At 63.1% G+C, this 19,700-nt stretch carries 18 protein-coding genes; 7 read left to right on the top strand and 11 right to left on the bottom strand.

Going from position 1 to position 19,700, the window contains the following annotated elements; all coding sequences use genetic code 11:
* Positions 1–105: 105 nt before the first annotated feature.
* Together E4631_RS13540 and E4631_RS13535 are read right to left on the bottom strand one after the other, a co-directional pair.
* Entirely contained in the window at positions 106–1,776 is a 1,671-nt protein-coding gene (locus E4631_RS13540) for a TolC family protein (RefSeq protein ID WP_133659238.1), read from the bottom strand.
* Positions 1,777–1,821: 45 nt separating this feature from the next.
* Positions 1,822–2,436: a TetR/AcrR family transcriptional regulator gene (locus E4631_RS13535; protein WP_133659237.1), complete on the bottom strand. Its 615-nt coding sequence runs from the start codon at positions 2,434–2,436 to the stop codon at positions 1,822–1,824.
* 310 nt (positions 2,437–2,746) lie between these two features.
* Between E4631_RS13535 and ispF the strand changes: the two genes are divergently transcribed.
* From ispF to E4631_RS13510, 5 genes are all read left to right on the top strand, one after another.
* Positions 2,747–3,226, top strand: a complete 480-nt coding sequence (gene ispF / locus E4631_RS13530) for a 2-C-methyl-D-erythritol 2,4-cyclodiphosphate synthase (protein ID WP_133659236.1) — start codon at positions 2,747–2,749, stop codon at positions 3,224–3,226.
* Between the two features lie 81 nt (positions 3,227–3,307).
* Entirely contained in the window at positions 3,308–5,056 is a 1,749-nt protein-coding gene (locus E4631_RS13525; RefSeq protein WP_240734893.1) for a M28 family peptidase, read from the top strand.
* Between the two features lie 43 nt (positions 5,057–5,099).
* The gene (locus tag E4631_RS13520; RefSeq protein ID WP_133659235.1) at positions 5,100–5,477 is read left to right on the top strand and encodes a GxxExxY protein; all 378 of its coding nucleotides are present in this window, start codon (positions 5,100–5,102) and stop codon (positions 5,475–5,477) included.
* A 39-nt stretch (positions 5,478–5,516) separates the two neighbouring features.
* Complete coding sequence (locus E4631_RS13515; protein WP_133659234.1) at positions 5,517–6,890, top strand: lactate utilization protein B; 1,374 nt, start codon at positions 5,517–5,519, stop codon at positions 6,888–6,890.
* 56 nt (positions 6,891–6,946) lie between these two features.
* The gene (locus E4631_RS13510) at positions 6,947–8,005 is read left to right on the top strand and encodes a hypothetical protein (protein WP_133659233.1); all 1,059 of its coding nucleotides are present in this window, start codon (positions 6,947–6,949) and stop codon (positions 8,003–8,005) included.
* A gap of 14 nt (positions 8,006–8,019) precedes the next feature.
* Here the strand turns inward: E4631_RS13510 and sdaAA are convergent, their stop codons facing one another.
* The 3 genes from sdaAA to E4631_RS13495 all read right to left on the bottom strand — a co-directional run bounded on the left by sdaAA (position 8,020) and on the right by E4631_RS13495 (position 10,239).
* Positions 8,020–8,916 (bottom strand): L-serine ammonia-lyase, iron-sulfur-dependent, subunit alpha, encoded by an 897-nt coding sequence (sdaAA, locus tag E4631_RS13505; RefSeq protein WP_133659232.1) that lies wholly within the window; start codon positions 8,914–8,916, stop codon positions 8,020–8,022.
* Positions 8,917–9,102: 186 nt separating this feature from the next.
* On the bottom strand, positions 9,103–9,564 hold the full coding sequence (gene msrB / locus E4631_RS13500; protein ID WP_133659231.1) for a peptide-methionine (R)-S-oxide reductase MsrB: 462 nt from the start codon (positions 9,562–9,564) through the stop codon (positions 9,103–9,105).
* A 66-nt stretch (positions 9,565–9,630) separates the two neighbouring features.
* Complete coding sequence (locus tag E4631_RS13495; protein WP_262709794.1) at positions 9,631–10,239, bottom strand: alpha/beta hydrolase; 609 nt, start codon at positions 10,237–10,239, stop codon at positions 9,631–9,633.
* On the opposite strand from E4631_RS13495, the gene E4631_RS13490 reads away from it, so the two are divergent.
* Positions 10,216–11,760, top strand: a complete 1,545-nt coding sequence (locus E4631_RS13490; protein WP_133659229.1) for an NAD(P)H-hydrate dehydratase — start codon at positions 10,216–10,218, stop codon at positions 11,758–11,760. The genes E4631_RS13495 and E4631_RS13490 overlap by 24 nt on opposite strands.
* 4 nt (positions 11,761–11,764) lie before the next feature.
* Here E4631_RS13490 and E4631_RS13485 read toward each other — a convergent pair whose 3' ends face one another.
* The 5 genes from E4631_RS13485 to pafA all read right to left on the bottom strand — a co-directional run bounded on the left by E4631_RS13485 (position 11,765) and on the right by pafA (position 17,637).
* On the bottom strand, positions 11,765–12,430 hold the full coding sequence (locus tag E4631_RS13485) for a porin family protein (protein ID WP_133659228.1): 666 nt from the start codon (positions 12,428–12,430) through the stop codon (positions 11,765–11,767).
* A gap of 212 nt (positions 12,431–12,642) precedes the next feature.
* Complete coding sequence (locus tag E4631_RS13480) at positions 12,643–14,073, bottom strand: OmpA family protein (protein WP_133659227.1); 1,431 nt, start codon at positions 14,071–14,073, stop codon at positions 12,643–12,645.
* 223 nt (positions 14,074–14,296) lie between these two features.
* A complete protein-coding gene (locus tag E4631_RS13475; protein ID WP_133659226.1) occupies positions 14,297–15,154 on the bottom strand; it encodes a hypothetical protein in 858 nt (285 codons plus the stop codon).
* Between the two features lie 161 nt (positions 15,155–15,315).
* The gene (locus E4631_RS13470; protein WP_133659225.1) at positions 15,316–15,867 is read right to left on the bottom strand and encodes an inorganic diphosphatase; all 552 of its coding nucleotides are present in this window, start codon (positions 15,865–15,867) and stop codon (positions 15,316–15,318) included.
* Between the two features lie 69 nt (positions 15,868–15,936).
* Complete coding sequence (pafA, locus tag E4631_RS13465; protein WP_133659224.1) at positions 15,937–17,637, bottom strand: alkaline phosphatase PafA; 1,701 nt, start codon at positions 17,635–17,637, stop codon at positions 15,937–15,939.
* A gap of 87 nt (positions 17,638–17,724) precedes the next feature.
* Here pafA and E4631_RS13460 point away from each other — a divergent pair, with 87 nt between their 5' ends.
* On the top strand, positions 17,725–18,447 hold the full coding sequence (locus tag E4631_RS13460; RefSeq protein ID WP_133659223.1) for an HAD family phosphatase: 723 nt from the start codon (positions 17,725–17,727) through the stop codon (positions 18,445–18,447).
* Between the two features lie 2 nt (positions 18,448–18,449).
* Here E4631_RS13460 and lepB read toward each other — a convergent pair whose 3' ends face one another.
* Positions 18,450–19,619 carry a signal peptidase I gene (gene lepB, locus E4631_RS13455; RefSeq protein ID WP_133659222.1) on the bottom strand — a complete coding sequence of 390 codons (1,170 nt, stop codon included), beginning with the start codon at positions 19,617–19,619 and terminating at the stop codon, positions 18,450–18,452.
* Positions 19,620–19,700 lie beyond the last annotated feature (81 nt).

Raw genomic sequence — 19,700 nt, 5'->3', positions numbered from 1 at the left:
TGCCGAAGCATCTCGCGGGGGTTACTAATTTCAATTACTCCATGATTCACGCGCGACGCTGCGGCAAGCGGACGCTGGATGAAGCATGACGTTATTTTCAAGGATTTATTTGGCCTGCGAATACAGCTCGCCCGTCGCTTTGTCGCGGTCTACCTTGGCCACCAGCACGTCGTAGATGGCGGCGTAGTAGTTGGTTTGCGACTCGCGCAGCGAGGTTTCGGCCGTGATGACTTCGATGTTGGAGCCTACCCCCGCGTTGAACTTGATACGCGTGACGCGGGCCACATCGGCGGCCAGGTCGAGGTTGGCCCGCTGGTTGTCGAGCACGTCGAGGGCGTTCACCAGGTTGGTGCGGCTCTGGGCATCTTGCAGGTCAATGCTTTGGCGTAGCGTTTCGAAGCCGCGCTCAATGGTTTGCTGCGCAATGCGCGCCTGCTGCACCTGGTACCTGCGCCGGAAGCCGTCGAATATCGGCACGTTCAGGGCCAGCCCCACGTTGCCAAAGCCAAACCAGTTCTGGTTCACGAAGCCCGACGAGCTGCGCGAGTCGGGTCCGCGGAAGGCAAACAAGTCACCCACTGATTTGGCCGAGCCTGTGAAGCCGTAGGCCGCCGTAAACGACAACCGGGGGTAGGCACCCGCCGTGCGGTTGCGCAGGTCGAGGCCCGCCAGCGCTTGCTGGGTTTGCAGCGTCGAAAACTCGATGCGGTTGTTGTAGTTGAACGTGGCTTGTGCCTGCACCGGCTGGCCGTTGTTGATAGTAGCGGGGGGCACGCCGCCCGTGGCGCCTACGCCGGGGGTAGGGGGTGCGCTGGGCACGCCGCCCAGGCCATCGGCCCCGCCGCCGGTGCTGAAGTCTGCTACCCCCAGGCGCTGCCGCAGCGCCCCGGCATCGACCACGGCTGCGTTGAGCGAGTCGGTCAGCTGCACGGCCTGCACCTGCGGCAGGCCCATCTGAAACTTGAGCAGCGCCACGCTCAGCTCGGTGAGGCGCTGGGCTTTCTGCTGCTCCACCACCAGGTTGTTGCGCTGCACGCGCAGGCGGTCCACGTCGAGCTTTTCGGCAAAGCCGGCCTTAAACGTCTGGTTGGTCTGGTACAGCACCGTATCGAGGCGTTGCACGTTGCGGGCCAGCAGGGCCAGCCGGGCGCGGGCCACCAGCGTACTATAGTACGCCTTGCTCACCTGCTCCACCACGTCGATTTCGGCTTGCTGGGTCTGCTTCTTAGCCAGGTCGGTGTATACCTTAGCGGCCTTCAGGCCAATGAGATACGAGCCATCAAACAGCTGCTGCGACAGCGACACTGAGCTGTTGCCCGCGTACTGCAGGCCGAAGGCCAGGGGGGTAGGGCCCGTTACGGGCGCCACGCCGTAGGCGGGGCTCAGCGTCACGCTCTGCCCGGCCTGGGCCTTGGCAATGTCGGCTGGGGTGAGGGTAGTACCGTTGAGTGGCGCCCCGGAAAAGCTCGAAAAATCGACCAAGCTCTTTTGCAGCTTAAAGTTGTCGGCCACGTTGGCTCCCAGGTTGAGCTGCGGCAGGCCCTGGGCCTTTATTTCGCCCACCTTGGCGGCGGCGGTTTGCTCGGCCAGGCGCGTGCTCAGCAGGCTCGGCTTATTGGCCACAGCGTAGCGCACGGCCTGCGAGAGGCTCATGGCCATGGGGCCGGTAGTGGGCTGGGCGGGCAGTGCCGCCGGGGTCTGAGCCAGCGCCGGAGCTACTGGCGCCAAGGCCAGCGCCGAAGCGGCCAGCAAAACCCCCAGAGTAAGGTTTTTCATAAGGTGAGGAAGGAAGAAGGCTAGTGAAAAGGCTTGAGAGACAACCTATTCCTCTTCCGTAATGTGTTGGTACTTATTGAAGAGCCGGTGCCCCTTGAGCGTGGCAACGCCCAGCAGAAAATGTTCGTCAAACACCTTGTTCACCCGCACGGGCGCAAACTGGGTGGGCGGGTACAGGTTGGGGTCGAAGGCCAGCTCAATCTGGGCCAGGTTGAGGCGGGCTAGCACCTCCACGTCGAGGTCGGCCCGGAAGAGGCCTTCAGCTATGCCCCGGCGCAGGTTGCGGGTTATCTGTTCGAGAATAAACGTGGTTTTATGAGCCGAAAACAGAGCCCAGGCCGTGGGATAATACTTGCGCAGGTCATAAAAAATGCTGGGGTGGATGTTGCTGAACTGCTGGTCGGCCCAGGCCGAAATCGTAAGCATTTCCTGCACCGCATCGGCCGCGCTGCTCGCAAACCGGGCGCACTCGCCCTGCGCCTGGCACAAATGAGTGCTCATTACGCCCACTACCATCTCGTCCTTGTTAGTGAAGGTTTTGTAGAGAGTTTTCTTCGACATGCCGAGGTCAGTGGCAATATCATCCATGCTGACGCTCCGAATGCCATTGCGCATAAACAGCGCAGCGGCGCGGGTAAGGATACGGTCTTTGGCTTCCATGATTAACACGGCAAAGATACGGTGGAAACTTTCGATGAGTTCAAAGTTTCCAAAGTTTCTTTTGTGTTTCCATACGCAGGTAGGCTGCGGGTACGGTGACGGGCTCGGGCGGTGTTTACTTTAAGCAGGGCTAAAAAAATAGTTGGGGCGGCTGGCCGTTGGTGCTGAATAGTTTGCGCTCGTAAAGCTAATAAAATTGGCAATAAGAAGCAAGAGATAATTGCTAATTTTTTTGGCTTATTTCTTGTGGCCATCAATGCGTGGGCCCAGGCAATACCTTTGCTACCTTCTCTGCTTTTACTCCATCTGTATGAAAATCCGCGTTGGCTTCGGCTACGACGTTCACCAATTGCAGCCCGGCCTGCCGTTCTGGCTCGGCGGCATTGAGGTGCCGCACACTCACGGCGCGCTCGGCCACTCCGATGCCGATGTGCTCATCCACGTCATTTGCGACGCGCTGCTCGGCGCCGCCAACCTGCGCGACATCGGCTTTCACTTTCCCGACACCGACCCGCAGTACAAGGGCATCGACAGCAAGAAGCTGCTGGCCCACACCATGCGCCTGCTGCGCGAGCAGGGCTACGAGCTGGGCAACATCGACTCCACCATCTGCCTCGAAAAGCCCAAGGTGAACCCACACATCCCGGCCATGCGCACAGCGCTGGCCCAGGTGATGGGGGTAGGCGAAGACGATATCTCCATCAAGGCCACTACCACCGAAAAGCTGGGCTTTGTGGGCCGGCAGGAGGGGGTAGCGGCCTATGCTACGGTCTTGATTACGAAAGCATAAGCCAGTTGTGCGGTAAGCTTTAGCTTGCCGGTTTCAAAAAAACGCACCTATCTGGCAAGCTAAAGCTTACCGCACATTTTTATGAAATACACTGCTCTCCTGCTTGCTGCCCTGGCCCTGCCCGGCGCGGCCCTAGCCCAAACCGATAAGGTAAAGGTAAAAGTCAAGACCAAAGGCCAGCCGGGGGGTAGGCCGGTTGGAAAGTATCCGGAGGGCATTGCGCCGCACGGCTCGGTGCCCATGCCCGACCCCCTGACCGACCCGCCGTTTTCGGGCGCGAGCAGCCGCCCGCCTGGCTCGGCGGCCCCCGACTACGCCGCGCTCTACGCTGACCGCTATATCACGCAGGAGCACCTGCGGCGCGACCTCTCGGTGCTGGCTTCCGATGAGTATGAGGGCCGCGAAACCGGCACCAAGGGCCAGAAAATGGCTGCCGCCTACATCAGCCAGCAGTTCAAGGACGATAGCCTGCAGGCGCCCGTGGCAGCCAGCGCGGCCAATCCCTACCTCCAAACCTTCGGTCTGGAGCGCAGCGCCTGGCAGCCGGGCGGCACGCTCACGGCGGGCGGCAAAGCCTACGAATGGCTCAAGGACTTTTACGCGTTTGGCCGCTCGCCTTTCGAGCAGGCCGCGGCGGTGCAGCCGGTATTCGTGGGCTACGGCATCGAGCAGGGCGCATATTCTGACTATGCCGGGCACGATGTGCAGGGTAAAGACCTGGTAATGCTGCTGGGCGAGCCGCGCACGGCCGACGGCAAATCGGTGCTCAGCCCCGACGGTAGCCCCACTAAGTGGAGCGTCGATTTCCGGGCCAAGGCCGCGCTGGCCGCGCAAAAGGGCGCCCGCAGCGTCTTCTTCGTGACCCAGGAAACGGCCGATAAGTTTGAGAAAACCACTGCCCGCCTCGCCCCGCGCGTGATGCAGCCCACCATTGCCTTCGCCGACCAGCCGGGGGGTAGAGCGCCGGCTTTCTTCGTGTCGCCGGCCTTAGGGCTGAAGCTGTTGGGCACTAGTGCCAGCGCCTTGCAGCAGTACGCCACGGCTACCGCCGCCGCTCAAAAGCCGGTAGCCAGCAAGTTCCGGCCCATCCGGTTCAGCATCAGCGCGCCGCAACAGCGCAGCACCGTCACCACCGAGAACGTGCTGGGCTTTTTGCCGGGTACCGATTTGAAGAGTGAGATTTTGGTCGTGTCGGCGCACTACGACCACCTCGGCATCATTGGCGGCGAGGTGTACAACGGGGCTGATGACGATGGCTCAGGCACGGTGGGTATGCTCAGCATTGCGCAGGCGTTCAGCAAGGCGGCCCGCAGCGGGCACGCGCCACGCCGCAGCATTTTATTCCTGGCCAACACGGGCGAGGAAAAGGGCCTGCTGGGCTCGGAGTACTACACCGACCACCCGGTGTTTCCGCTGGCCAATACCGTCACGGACCTTAACATCGACATGATTGGCCGCACCGACGCGGCGCACGAGGGTAAGCCCGACTACGTGTACGTGATTGGGAGTGATAAGCTCTCGTCGCAGCTGCACGCGGCCTTGCAGGAAACCAACCGCCAGCACGGCAACGTGGACCTCGACTTCCGCTTCAACGACCCCGCCGACCCCAACCGGTTTTACTACCGCTCCGACCACTACAACTTTGCTAAGAAGGGCATTCCGGTGGCGTTTTTCTTCAGCGGCGTGCACCCCGACTACCACGAGGCCAGCGACGAGATTTCCAAAATCGAGTTCAAGAAGCTGGAGGCGCGGGCGCGGCTGGTCTTCTTCCTGGCCTGGGATTTGGCCAATCGGGATATGCGGCCGGTGGTGGACTCGAATAAGCAATGAGCGCAGAGTTTCGCAGAGTTGGCAGAGTTTAGCAAAGTTTTTTATGCATGAAAATGATATCTCCCGTCAGATATTGACGGCGGCTTTTCGGGTGCACACAGTGCTTGGGCCGGGGCTTATGGAGGCCGTGTACGAAGCGGCACTTATGCACGAGCTTCGGAAAGCAGGACTACGGGTAGAAAATCAGGTGGCGTTACCAGTGGTTTATGATGGTGTGCGCCTGGAAGTTGGCTATCGGCTCGACTTGCTGGTAGAAGACAAAGTAATTGTGGAACTGAAGTCAGTCGAGAGCTTTCACCCAATGCATGCCAAGCAGCTGACCAATTACCTGAAGCTGTCAAAATTTAAGTTGGGTCTACTACTTAACTTTAATGTTCCCTCGCTAAAAGACCATATCGTTCGCATTGTCAATGGCCTCTAACTCTGCGAAACTTTGCCAACTCTGCGAAACTCTGCGCTTATGAAATCCGAACAATTCCTCAAAGACGCGGATAAAAAAGCCTTCGACCTCGAGCACCGCCGCAAAATCCGCTTCAACATCGGCAAGTACGATGCGGCCGTGACCGCCGGCATGCAGCACTACCAAGACCACGAGCTGGCCCGCGCCCGCGCCGCCTACCACAAAGCCCAGGTGCTCGAAAAGCTCGATGAGTACCTGCTCCAGTTCGAGGCCGCCTTCACCGCCAGGGGGGGTAGGGTGGTGTGGGCCAACGATGCCCAGGAAGCCCTGGCCGAAATCGGCCGCCTCACCGAAGCCCGCCAGGCCCACACCGTGGTGAAAGCCAAGAGCATGACCACCGAGGAAATCCACGTCAACCAGTATTTGAAGGGTAGGGGCGTCGAGTCGGTCGAGACGGACCTGGGCGAGTACATCGTGCAGCTCAACGGCGAGCGACCCTACCACATCGTGACGCCCGCCATGCACTTGAGCAAGGCCGACATCAACAACATCTTCGTCAAGCACCTGGGCACCGAAAGCACCGACGATGCCCAGCAACTCGTGCTCACGGCCCGCCACCTGCTGCGCGACAAATACACCTCGGCCGAGGTTGGCATCACGGGTGGCAATTTCCTGCTGGCCAAGGAAGGGGGGGTAGCCGTGACGGAGAACGAGGGCAACGCCCGCCTCTCGGCCACGTTTCCTGGCCTGCACATCGCGGTGGTGGGCATCGAGAAAATCATCCCGCAGCTCACCGATTTGGACCTGTTCTGGCCGCTGCTCAGTACCAGCGGCACCGGCCAGCAAGTCACGGTGTACAACACGGTGTACTTCGGCCCGCGCCAGCCCGGCGAGCCCGATGGCCCCGAGGAAATGGTGGTTATCCTGCTCGACAACGGCCGCACCAACCTGCTGGCCCACCCCGACCGCCGCGAGGCGCTGCGCTGCATCCGCTGCGGCGCCTGCCTCAACGTGTGCCCGGTGTACAAAAACATCGGCGGCCACACCTACGAAACCACCTACTCTGGCCCTATCGGCTCGGTTATCAGCCCGCACCTGAGCGGCCTCAAAGAGCACCAGCACCTGAGCTTTGCCAGCAGCCTGTGCGGGGCCTGCACCAGCGTGTGCCCGGTGCGCATCAACCTGCACAACCTCTTGCTGCTCAATCGCCAGCAGAGCGTAGCTGAAGGCCACAACACGCAGGTAGAGAAAATCGCCATCGGCCTCTGGCGCTGGAGCATGCGCCACCGCTGGGCCCTCGACGTGCTGCCCGGCCGCCTCAAAGATTTCAGCCTTGGCTACCTGCTCGACCAGGCCGGCTGGCGCAAGCGCCGCGAAAGCCTGAAAATCGCCGACAAGTCGTTCCGGCAGTTGTGGCAGGAGAGGGTGCGATAAGTTGCGTAATGCTGGGGGGTAGCAGCTAAGCGCGGCCTCGGGCCGTACAACGGGCCATGTCGCCATTAATCGAACAAGGACTACGCGTGCTGGCGGGGCTGACCGGCGGCTGGCTGGTTATCACTACCGTATCGGCAGCCATTCGCTCGTTTGTGCTACCGCGCAATGAGTCGGTGCGGCTCAACGTATTCGTTTTCAGTGGGGTGCGTGCGTTGTTTAACTTCGCGGCGCGGCGCGCCTCCAACTATGCCCGGCGCGACCGCATCCTGGCGCACTACGCGCCGGTGGGGCTGGTGGCGCTGCCCATTGGCTGGCTGGCCCTGGTGGGCCTGGGTTACACGGGCATCTACTGGTCGCTGGGCGTGGCCGACTTCACCAAGAGCTACGAGCTGAGCGGTAGCTCGCTGCTTACACTGGGCACTACCAAGCAAAATGACCTGGCCGTCAATGTATTCAGCTATTCCGAGGCTACACTGGGGCTGCTGCTGCTCACGCTGCTTATCTCGTACCTGCCCACCATTTACCAGGCGTTTTCGCGGCGCGAAGTCGTGGTAGCCCAGCTAGACCTGCGGGCCGGCGTGCCGGCCTCGGCGGCGGGCGTGGTGCTGTGGCTGGGGCATGACAAAGATTTTTTGAACGACGACGCGCAGTGGCTGCTCTGGGAGCAGTGGCTGGTCGAGATTGACGAAAGCCACACCTCGCTGCCGATACTGGCGTTTTTCCGCTCGCCGCAGGCCGGGCGCTCGTGGGTGCTGGCGGCGGGCCTTATTCTGGATGCGGCCAACCTGCTGTTTTCGGCCCTCGACGTGCCCCGCTCGCGGCAGGTTGAGCTCACGTTTGCGGCCGGCGTGCTGGCTCTGAACCGGGTGCACCGCTTCTTCGACCACAAGTCGGGCACCGAGCCCGTGGAGCTGCGCACCGCCGAAGAAATGGCCGCCACTACCCCCGGCCGCGCCGAGTTTGCCGAGGCCTGGCAAGCGCTGCGCACGGCCGGCCTACCCCTACGCGCCGACGAGGAAGCCGCCTGGCAGCACTACAAAGAGCGCCGGGTGCGCTACGAGCCGTCCCTCAAGTTCCTGGGCGCGCTGCTGATGACGCCGCCCACAATTGAGTAGCGCGAACTTTCGGCCTACTCATCGGGCAGGATGTTCACGTCCTGCACCAGCACCATCTTCTCAATTTCCCTACCCCGCCTGGTATTGGCCAGGCCGCCGAGGGCGGTTTCCTTGTAGCGGGTTTCCATGCTCTGGCCCACTTCGCCGAGGGCCGCCACGCACTGGTCTACCGGAATAACCGGGTCGACGCCCGCGATGGCAATCTGGGCCGACGAGAACGCAATGGCCGCCGCCGAGGCATTGCGCACCACGCACGGCACCTCCACGAGGCCCGCCACCGGGTCGCACACCAGCCCGAGCATGCACTGAATGGTGATGGCTACGGCCGCAAATGTCTCCTCTACCGAGCCGCCCAGGCAGTACACAATGGCGCCCGCGCCCATAGCCGCCGCCGAGCCGGTTTCGGCCTGGCAGCCGCCCACCGCCCCGGCCAGCGAGGCGTTTTGCTCGATGATGAGCGCAATGCCCGCCGCCACCAGCAGGCCTTCCAGAATCTTGTGGTCGGTGAGGTTGTGAATGTGCTGAATGGTAGTGAGCACGCCCGGCAGGATGCCCGACGCGCCCGCCGTGGGCGCGGCCACCACGCGGCCCATGCACGAGTTTACTTCCTTGGCTCCCAACGCGCTTATTACTAATTGCTTAAACTCGGGCGAGAGCACCGTGATGGGCGAGGCGGCAATCTTCTTGGCGCCGTTATTTATCATGCCCGAGCGCGAGGTCATGTTGCCGGTCTGGCCCTCGTGCACAGCGTCGCGCATCACGTCGTAGGCCCGCTGCAAGCCCGGCCAGATGGCGTCCTCAGTGGCGCCCTTTTGCTCAATCTCATACGCCAGCACGGGCTGGTAAAGCGGCTCGCCGGTGGCCGCGCAGTGCGCCTGCCACGAGGCAAAATCAGTGAATAAGAGCGACATGGTGGGGTGGGAGGGGGGTAGGAAAGTAATTGGAGGGGGTGAAAGATAAAAAAGAACGTCATGCTGAACTTGTCAAAGCATCTTGCTCGCCTCGTTGAATAACTACTCCAACGAGGCGGCCAAGATGCTTCGACAGGCTCAGCATGACGTTCTTTTTTATCTTTTAGTGAGCAAGAAACACTGCTGCTACGCGGCCGGCTCCTTGGTCGTCACCAGCTTCACGCTGGCCGAGTTGATGCACAGGCGCAGGCCGCTTGGGGCCGGGCCATCGGGGAATACGTGGCCCTGGTGGGCGTCGCACACGTTGCAGAGCACCTCCACGCGGGTCATGCCGTAGCTCGTGTCCTTGTGGTACTTAATGGCATCTTCCTCCACGGGCTGCGTGAAGCTAGGCCAGCCGGTGCCGCTCTCAAACTTGGTGCGCGAGTCGTAGAGGGGCGTGCCGCAGCACACGCAGGCGTAGAGGCCAGCCTCGTGCGCCTCGCAGTATTCGCCGGTGAAGGCGCGCTCGGTACCGTGCTCGCGCGTAACGTGGTACTGCTCGGGGGTGAGCTGGGCTTTCCATTCGGCCGCGGTCTTCTCGACGCGGCGGGGGGGGGTAGGGGCGCCGTGGTTGGCCAGGCGGATAACGTCGTTCCAGGTTTGCATAAAATCAATTACTAGGGTGTGTCAAGGGTAAAACGTATGCGGTAGCGCAGGGTTCATTTCCCGTTATCAGGCCCACTTTTCAAGCAGCGCCAACCCGGCCGGCCAGTCGCCGAAGCCGCTGGCGGCGTTGATGTGGCCGGCCGGGCCAATGTTCACCAGCTCGCTGCCCCAGGCCTCGGCAAACTGCCGGGTGCGCGCCAGGCTCGCCCACTCGTCGGTGGTGCTGGCCACCACGATGCTCGGGAAAGGCAGCCGCTGCAGCGGCATCGGCCCAAAGCCAGTGGTAGGAAAGGCCGCGAAGCGCGCCGTGTCTACGTCGCTGGGTGCCACCAGCAGCGCCCCTTTGATGCGGTGGCCGTAGGTGGCGGCCCAGTGCGCCACCGTGGCGCAGCCCAGGCTGTGGGCGATGAGCACCACCTGAGTCAGGTCTTCGCCGGCCAGCGCCTGCTCCAGGGTAGCTACCCATTCGTCTTTATCCGGGGCGTCCCATTCGCGCTGCTGAATGCGGGTGAAAGCCGGGTTTTCTCGCTCGAAATACGTCTGCCAATGCGCCGGCCCCGAACTGCCCAGGCCCGGCACGATAAAAAAGCGTGTTGTTCTTTGCATGGCTAAAAGTAGCCTGCCAAGGCTGCTTTGCGTAAAATTCTGCTTATGAAACTCCTCACCGCCGCCCAAATCCGCGAGCTTGACCAGGCCACCATCCGCGAGCAGCGTACCACCTCCACAGCCCTGATGGAGCGTGCCGCCATTGCACTGGCGGGCTGGCTCTACCAGCACTACACCCCCGCCGCGGCCGGCGAAATCCTGCTGCTGTGCGGCCCCGGCAACAACGGCGGCGACGGCCTGGCCCTGGCCCGCTTACTCTACGGGGCCGGCTACGCCGTGCGCCTGGGCCTGCTGCCCGCCAGCAAGTATTCCGACGACTACGAGTACAACCACCACGTGCTGCCCAAAGTCATCCCGATAACGGAGCTAAGCGCCGACGCCCTACCCCCCATCCAGCCCGGCACGCTGGTGGTCGATGCGCTGTTTGGCACCGGCCTCAGTCGCCCGCTCAATGGGGTGGCCGCCGCCGTGGTGAAGCACCTGAACGACAGCCAGGCGCACGTGGTGGCCATCGACCTGCCCAGTGGCCTGTTGGCCGACGCGCCCCAGCCCGACCCGGCCGCGCCCGTGGTGCGGGCCGCGCACACCATCAGCTTCGGGCTGCCCAAGCTGGCGTTTCTGCTGCCGCAAAATGCTGAGTATGTGGGCGAGTGGCATGTGGTAGACATTGGCCTGAGCCCCGATTTTATCAACCAAGCCGCTACGCCCTGGCAGCTCACCCGCATGCCGGGGGTAGGTGGCTTTGAGGCGGCCCTGGCGGCGCCCGTGCCCGACGTGACGCTGCCCCGGCGCGGCAATTTTGCCTACAAAAACACCTTCGGCCACGCGCTGCTGCTGGCGGGCAGCCGGGGCAAAGTGGGCGCGGCCGTGCTGGCGGCGGGCTCGTGCCTGCGCGGGGGGGTAGGGCTGCTGACGGTGGCCGTGCCCGGCTGCGGCTACGACATCATCCAGACGACCCGGCCCGAGGCCATGTGCCTGCCCGACCCTGAAGCTGATTACATCAGCGAATTACCCGAGCTAAAAGATTACCAGGCCATTGGCATCGGCCCCGGCCTGGGCCAGGAAGATGCCAGCCGTGCCGTACTAGAGAAAATACTCCGCACGGCCAAGGTGCCGCTCGTTATCGATGCCGATGCGCTCAACCTGCTCGGCGCGCACCGCGAGCTGCTCGATTTGCTACCCCCCGACACCGTGCTCACGCCCCACATCGGCGAGTTTGCGCGCCTCACCGAGAAGACCAGTGACGACTACCACCGCCTCGCTTTGCTGCGCGAATTCACCCAAAAGTACCAGTGCGTGGTCATCCTGAAAGGCGCCTATACCGCCGTGGCCGCGCCCGATGGCCAGGTCTATTTCAACACTACCGGCAACCCCGGCATGGGTACCGGCGGCAGCGGCGATGTGCTCACCGGCCTCACGCTGGCCCTGCGCGCCGACCAGCGCCTCGACGCCCTCACGGCGGCCCGCCTCGCCGTGCTGGCCCACGGCCACGCCGGCGACCTGGCCGCCGCCGAAACCGGCGAGGCCGGGCTGGTAGCCGGCGATTTGGTGACGCACATCGGTCCGGCTTTGCAGGCCCTCACGCGCTAGGCGCCTAGTGCCAGGGCAGCAGGTAGCTGGCCTGCACCTGTCCGCTCAGGCTGTGGGCGTCGCGGTAGTTGCGAAAGGTGGTCAGCCCATTGTGCGATTGGTTGAACAGGGCGTCGGTGTAGCGCAGCTCGATGCCTGCGCCGCACTGCCAGCGGTAGCCCACGGCCGCCACCGCCGAAAACTCCCAGCGCTGGTAGCCGTCCAGGTTGGTATTTGCGCTCTCAACAATACTCGGCGAAGCACCAGCGTTGGGGGAGGTATCCCGATTTTGATAGGTATTGCGCACGTGCACCAAGTAGCCCACCTGCGGCCCTACGGCGGCAAAAAAGCCGCCGTGCGTGAAGCCCAGCAGCAGCGGCAGCTTAACAAAGTCGGAGCGGTAGATGGATTTGTAATCGATGGAGGAGTAAATGAACCGGTACCCCTGCCGGCTATACAGCAGCTCGGGCTGCAAAAACCAGTGCTGCGCAGTGCCCAGCGGCACCGTGGCGAATACCCCGCCTACCCCCCCTACCAGGGGCGAAACGGGGTAATCGCTGGTGCCGGGCCCCGTAATAGTGGAGAGGGTAGCCCCGGCCTTGAGGCCGAAACGGATGGGCTGCCCCTGCTGGGCGTGGCTAAGTATCGGCGCCACCAGCGCTCCGAGCGTTAGAAATAGGAAAGGCTTCATCTGCTTATCAAAATAGAGGAAAAGGACAACGGAAAGAGCCACCCTACTCCTCAGTAGTTGCAAGTGGCCACCAAGCCTTGCGGCCGAGCCGGGGGGTAGGGCACTAAAAAACTGTCCCCCAGGCCAGTAAAAGCCTGGTTTGGGCTGATTTAACTTTAAAAGTCAGCATCTTACTCAATTAGGAGCTGCTTGCCAAGCAGTACTGTGCCTGCTCAGTATTTCTTGCTGACCCGCACGTACACGCGGCGGCTCTGTGGGTGGCCGGCCGGGGGCGCCGTGCGGGTAGGCGCCTGGCCGTAGCCCTCGGCCGCCACGCGGCCCGGCCCAATGCCCCGGCTGAGCAGCGCCCGGCGGGCGGCATTGGCACAATCGGCGCTGAGCAGCAGGTTATTATTGGCGCTGGGCTGGTCGTTGGTATAGCCGCCCAGCTTGATGACGGCGTGGGGAAAGGTCTTCAGAATGGCCGCCAGATGCTGCAGCTGCACCCCCGACTCGCGCGTGAGCGTGGCCGTGCCGGGGCTGAAATACACCTGGTCGAGCAGCAGCCAGCCCTGGGTTTTGTCGAGGCTCACCGTTTGGGCGGGGTCTTTGAGAAAGTGATACAGCCGGGCCTCGGCCGAATTGTTGCTCACGCGCAGCTTGGCGCCGCCCGCCAGCGGCAGGGTAGCGCGGCCCGCGATATACGCCAGGTGGTCGTTGCTGGCCACGTCGGGACGGTCGGTGGGTCCGGCCGTGGCCGTGGGGGCTAAAGCTGGGCCCACCAGGGCGGGCGTGGCGGGTAGCGCAGGCGTGGCGGGGCTCCGCAGCAGGTAAACCTGCGTGGCGGCCACTCCGAGCACCACGGCCAGCAGCAAAGCGAGCAGCCATGGCCAGCGGCGCGAGGCAGCAGTAACAGGCAGCCCTGGCAGCGGGTGCGATGGGGTAGGCGCGGGCAGTGCAACAGCCGGCTGCGGGGCGGGCGGCGGAGTAGGTGCCACCTGTGGGGCAGCGGGCGGCGGTAGGGCAGGCAGCGGCACTGGTGCCGCTTGGGCCGGGCGCTGAACAGGCGCAGCCGAACCAGGTGGCACTGGGCCAAGGTTGGCCGCAAGGCCTTGCCCTACCCCCTCAGGCAGGCTGCCCAGCGCGCTCACAATGGGCGGGGCCTGGCTAGCCAGGTAGCTGGCCAGGCCGCGGGCATCCAGGGTGTGCTGCACGGCGTAGCGGCCCAGCAGGCCCAGCCCCACGGGCACCGCCAGGCCTAGGAGCTTGGGCACGGTAGCAAACTGCACCCCGGCTTGTTGGCTAATGCGCGCTACCGTGGCCTCGTAGCCCGGCCCCAGCACCGTGCGCAGCAGGCCCAGGCCGGGGCCGGGCAGGCTGCCTTCGCTGGTGAGGGGCGCGCCCGCCGGGTCATTTATTTCTTCCAGAAGCCCGCCAAACTGGGTAAGCGGGTCGCGGCGGTGCACCCGGTACACGCGGGCAAACAAGTCGGCGGCCCCGCCGGGCTGCTGCGTGCGCGCCAGTAGGGCACCCAGCGCCATCGGCACCACCCGCTGCAGCGCCGCGCGCACACTGCTCTCCGGCTCGTCGAAGGCCGTGCTAATCTGCCGCACAGTGCTGCCAATGAAATAGTTGTGCGTAAGCTCAAGCAAATCTGGGCTCATGGAAAAAGCAAAGGGAAGAAAACGTAGGCTAGAAGTACGTAGCTACCCGGCGAACAGCCGAATAGGCTGAGCTTCGGAGCGGCTTCTTCAAAGTGCTACATAATCGTGCCTAAATACCAGGCGGTGAAAGCGCGTGGCCGCGCTTCTACTTAACCTAATTCCTGCGCCGCTTCGACCATGCGGGAGGGGGTAGGGCCGACCGGCACCCGCACTTGGTAATTGCTTAGAGCACAAAATAGGCCGCCGCCTGCACCAGCAAAACCCCATCGGTGAGCAGGGCAAAAAAGTAGTCGCCCCGTGCCTCCTGCGCGGCCAGGATAACGGCCGCCGCCAGCCCGGCCGGCAGCAGCACTGCCAGCGGCGCGGCCCCGCGCGCCAGGCCCAGCGCCACGGCCCCGGCCACGAAGCCCAGGGCCACGGCCTTAGCCCCGCTTACCCCTAGCCTTGTGGGAAAGGTGCGCAGGCCCGCCAGCTGGTCGCGGCTGTAGTCTCTGATATCGAACACGATGGCCAGCGCCGTGACCAGGCAAAACCGCTGGGCCAGCAAGCCCTGCACGGCGGCCAGCGGCTGGTGCAGCGCCAGCGCGGGCAGGCCGCCGGTCACGGCCGTCCACACGCCCGCAATCAGAAATACCTTCAGCAGCGGCACCTCCCGGATGGCGCGCCAGCGGCCCCGCCACGGCAGCAGCGGCCACGAGTAGCCCACGGCCAGCGCCGTGAGCGGCACCAGCAGGGGTAGGAAGTGCAGCCAGCCATCGGTGAGCAGCAGGTAGGCATCAAGCAGGGCGGCTGCGCCGGCCAGCGCCAGCATGGCTGGGCGGTGCTGCTGCTGCCAGGCCTTGCGCCCCGAGGTGCCCGGCGGCTGCCGGTGCTTGAAGGGCAGCGCCGCGTCGAGATTATACGTGAGCAGTGTGGCCGCAAACACCAGCACCACCACGTGCAGGCCCGCCGCGCCGCCCAGGCCCGGCCACTGGCGCAGCGTGGCCGCCGTTTGGGCGGCCGCGGCCGCGGCCAGCCACACGCTGCTATAGAGCAGCGCATCGAGCAAACGCAGGGGTAGGGCGCGGCGGGCAGCGGGCATTTAATGGGAAAATGAGTGGGGGAAAACCCAAAAGAACGTCATGCTGAGCTTGTCGAAGCATCTCTACCACCCCGTTGGCTGAAACGGTAGAGATGCTTCGACAAGCTCAGCATGACGTTCTGAGCAGGAAGTCGGCTGTTAGCCAAGCCGACTACAGGCGCTTATTGTTTAGCGCGGTCGCCATATGTTTCTTCGTAGAGCTTGATGCTGGCGTCGATGATGCGGTAGGCATCTTCGCGGCCCAGAAACTGCTTCACTACTACCTGCTTGTTTTCCAGGGCTTTGTAGTCTTCAAAAAAGCGCTGCATTTCCAGCATCATGTAGGGCGGCAGGTCGGCTAGCTCGTTGTAGTGATTCACCGACACGTCGTGGGCGGCTACGGCGATGATTTTGTCATCCTCCTCGTCCTGGTCCAGCATCTGCATCACGCCGATAACCTTGGCCTCGACCAGGCACATGTGCGGAATATCAACCGAGCACAGCACCAGAATATCGAGCGGGTCGTGGTCATCGCAGTACGTCTGCGGGATGAAGCCGTAGGCGGCGGGGTAGTGCACGGCCGAGAACAGCACGCGGTCCAGCATCAGCATACCGCTCTCCTTGTCGAGCTCATATTTGCCTTTGCTGCCTTTGGGAATTTCAATGATGCCGGTAACGGTGGTGGGTAAGTTTTCGCCGCGCGATACGTCGTGCCAGGGGTTGAATTGAGCCACTTGGAAGGAAGAGTGAAGGGTAAATTAAAGAAACTACGTTACGTAAAAATGCAAAAAATCGCCGAATGACTAGTGCAATACTTCCAGCAAAGGCACGCCACTGCACCCGCTGGGCTCCTGAATGTGCAAGTACCGCGCCACCGTGGGCGCAATATCCACGATTTTAACCTCTTCGGCCGACTCGCCGTGGCGCACGTGCCAGCCCCACCACAGCAGCGGCACGTGGGTGTCGTAGGCCCACGACACGCCGTGCGTGGTGCCCTTCACCACGGGGTAGGCGTAGGCTTCGAGCCAGCCCGGCGACATCACAAACAGCACATCGCCCGAGCGCGGGGCATAAAAGCCGTTGGCCTGGTACATGCTCAGGCCCACCGGCCAGGCGTTGCGCTGCAAGTCGGTGGCCGAAATGGCCTGCGCAATGTGCGGCTGCTGGCGCAGTATTTCGGCCACCTCGTTCTGCACCTTGGCCAGCTCCAGCTTCTTCTCCAAAAGTAGTGGCCGGTTGAGGTAAATCTGCTGGTTTTCAAAGTCCAGTATCCACTTGCCGGGTCCGTGGGCGCGCACCAGGGCGCGCTGCACCGAGTCGCGCATGGGGGCCGTGCCCAGGCCGCCGCCCGGCAGGCGGTGGGCCTCCAGAAAGCCGGGCGACTGGTCGGCGGCGTGGTCGGCGGTCAGGAACACGAGCGCCTCGCCCTTACCCACTTGCTTGTCAATAAAGTCGAGCAGGCGGGCCAGGTCGCGGTCGAGGCGCAGGTAGGTATCTTCGGTTTCGATGGCCGTGGTGCCAAACTGGTGCCCCACGTAGTCGGTGCTGCTAAAGCTGAGGGCCAGAAAGTCGGTTTGCCCGCGCTGGCCCATCTGCTCTTGGCGCAGGGTTTCGATGGCAAAATCGGCGGTGAGCGAGTTGCCGAAGGGCGTGGAGCGAATGAGGTCGAGGTTGCGGGTGGGCGCGGCAGGCTGCTTCTCGCCCGAGGCCTTTTCGTTGGCCTTCACGGCGGCGGGGGGGGTAGCGCTCAGCGCGGGCAGGTCGTGCGGAAAAACCGGCTTGGCTTCGCCCTTAAAAGCCGCCTCCCAGGGCACGTCGTCGGGCGTGCTTTCGGTGTACTGCGCTATGGGCAGCAGCGTGTTCCAGGGCTGGCTGAGGTACTCGGCGGCGTGCCCGGCGCCGTTGAATTTAGTCACCCAATCGGGCAGCGCCTGGGTATAAAACGTGCTCGTGATGAAGCCCCCGTTCGAGCCATCGTACCAGTAGGCGGCGTTGGCGGCGTGGCCGGCGGGCAGGATGCTGCCCCGGTCCTTGATGCAGACGCCAATAACCTTGCTCTGAAAGTTGGTGGCCAGCCGCAGCTCGTCGGTGATGGTGGTGGCCAGGTTGTGGCGCGGCGACATTTGGCCGGCCGCTTCCGTGCCGCCCACGGCCCGCACGGTGTGGTCGTCCGTCACATAGGTAACGTGGCCGGTTTCGCGCTCAAACCAGTTGTTGCCCACGATGCCGTGGGTGGAGGGGGTAGTGCCCGTATAAATGCTGGTGTGGCCCGGCCCGGTGTAGGTGGGCACGTAGTTGTAGTGGCAGCTTTCGTAGCTAAATCCCTCACCCAGAAGCCGCTTAAAGCCGCCGCTGCCAAATTTATCCCAGTAGCGATAGAGGTAGTCGTAGCGCATCTGGTCTACCACAATGCCCACCACCAGCTTGGGGCGGGGTAGGGCGGCACCCTTTTTCTGCGCCAGTGCCGGCAGGGCCAGCAGCAGCAGCAATCCAAGTTTTTTCATGCAAAAGCCAATAAAAGCGGTTCGCAAAGATACCCGTAGCGCGCCAGGGCCGTACAGCGGACCACGTTTCCCTTGTGTTACCTGACTATGCCCGACTTACAAGCGCTCATTTTTGACATGGATGGCGTGCTCATCGACAACACCGCCGTGCAGGCCCGCGCCTTCCAACTGCTCTTCCGCGACCTGGGACTCACCACCAACGCCCGCCGCCTGCTGCGCCGCCTCAACGGCATGCCCGCCACCGAGATTCTGCAAAGCGTATTTCGCCACGAAGTGCCCGAAAAGCAGCTCAAAGAGTACGCCGCCCAGCGCGAGTTTCTCTACCGCACGCTCTACTGGAACCAGCGCAAGCCCCTAGCCGGCCTGGTCGAATTTCTGCAAGCCGCCCGCGCCACCGGCCTCCGCATTGGCCTTGGCACCGGCTCGGGCGGCCCTACCCTCGCCTACATCCTCGACCACCTCGACCTGCGCCGCCACTTCGACGTAGTGGTGGGCGAAGACGACGTGGCCAAGGGCAAGCCCCACGCCGACACCTACGCCGTGGTAGCCCGCCAAATGGGCCTACCCCCCGAAAATTGCCTGGTGTTCGAAGACGCCATCCTGGGCGAGCAAGCCGCCTACCGCGCCAAGATGCGCTGCGTGGCCGTGCTCACCAGCCTGAAGGTGAAGGACTTTCAAGCCCCACTAGCTACTATCAACGACTTCACGGAACTCACGCCTGCACAGCTGCGCGAGCTATTTGAGGCCGCCGGCCCGGTGCCGAAGCCCAGCCAGGAGTTGGCGCAGCGGCAGTACGCCAAGCAGCAATAAGCCTAGCTGACCGGGTGAAACAACCGGCTCCAGCGGACTTTATGCAAAAAGTCGGCGTAGGGGTCGAGCGAGAGCCACACCAGCACGGCCTTGCCCACAATATGGTCTTCGGGCACGAAGCCCCAAAACCGGGAGTCTTCCGAATTGTGCCGGTTGTCGCCCATCATGAAGTAGTAGTTCTGCTTCATCGTGTACTGCGTCAGCGGCCGGCCGTGCTGCTGCATCATGCCATTCTTCCAGGTAATGTCCTGGTTGTGTTCGTATTGCGACACGATTTTATAGTACACCGCCGCGTTGGCCGGCGTCAGCCGGATGGTTTGCCCTTTCTTCGGCACCGGCAGCGGGCCGTAGCTATCGAGCTGCCAGCGGCGCGGCACGGCGCTTACGGCACCCGAAACGTGGAAGTCCGCCGCATCTGGAAACAGCGTGTTTTCCGGCAGCGTGCCGCCCGTCACGGTGAGCGCCTGCACGTAGGGCTGGCGCCGGAAAAAGGCGGCCACGCTGGCCGGACAGCTGATAACGTAGCCCATTTTGCCCGTTTCGGGGTCGGTGGTGGCCGTCGGCAGGCCGTCGGGCTGGGTATAATCAACCACCTGCTGGTCGTGCAGGGCTTGGCGTACCTCGTCATTAGGGCTGGCCACCGCCATAAAGTAGGTAGTCTGGGGCGCTCCCCCGATGCTGCCCGGCCGGCCATTGACAAACACCTGCCCCTGGCGAATTTCCAGCGTATCGCCGGCCACCGCGATGCAGCGCTTGATGAGGTGCGTGCGCAGGTCGGCGGGCCGCTGCTGCTCGTGCGGCACGTGAAAAACAATCACATCATTGCGCTGCACGGAGCTAAACCCCGGAAACCGGTACGTCGGCAGCTGAATCAGGTCAGAATAGCTTTTGAAGCCCAAAACTGGCACCGTTTGGTGCGTAAGGGGCAATTGCAGCGGCGTTTGGGGCGTGATGGGCCCGTAATGCAACTTGCTCACAAACAAATAGTCACCCACGAGCAACGTATGCTCCATGCTCTCGGAGGGAATGACGTAGGCCTCCACCGCCGACCAGCGAATAAGCGTGGCCACGACCACCGCAAAAAGCAGCGAGTTGGCCCACTCCCGCGACTGGGATTTGGGCTTGGAAGGCAGCGTATCCGCTGTTGAGCGCTTGGACCGGGCGAAGAGCATGGGGTAGGGAAGAAGTGGCGCTAAAAGTAAGGTAGGAAGTTAAGTATATTCTGGAGAGCGCGGGTTTTTAATGCTAATTAT

Source organism: Hymenobacter sp. UV11, assembly GCF_004684095.1.
Classification (GTDB): domain Bacteria; phylum Bacteroidota; class Bacteroidia; order Cytophagales; family Hymenobacteraceae; genus Hymenobacter.
The sequence above is the reverse complement of the archived record's forward strand: the minus strand, read 5'-3'. Positions and strand labels throughout refer to the sequence as shown.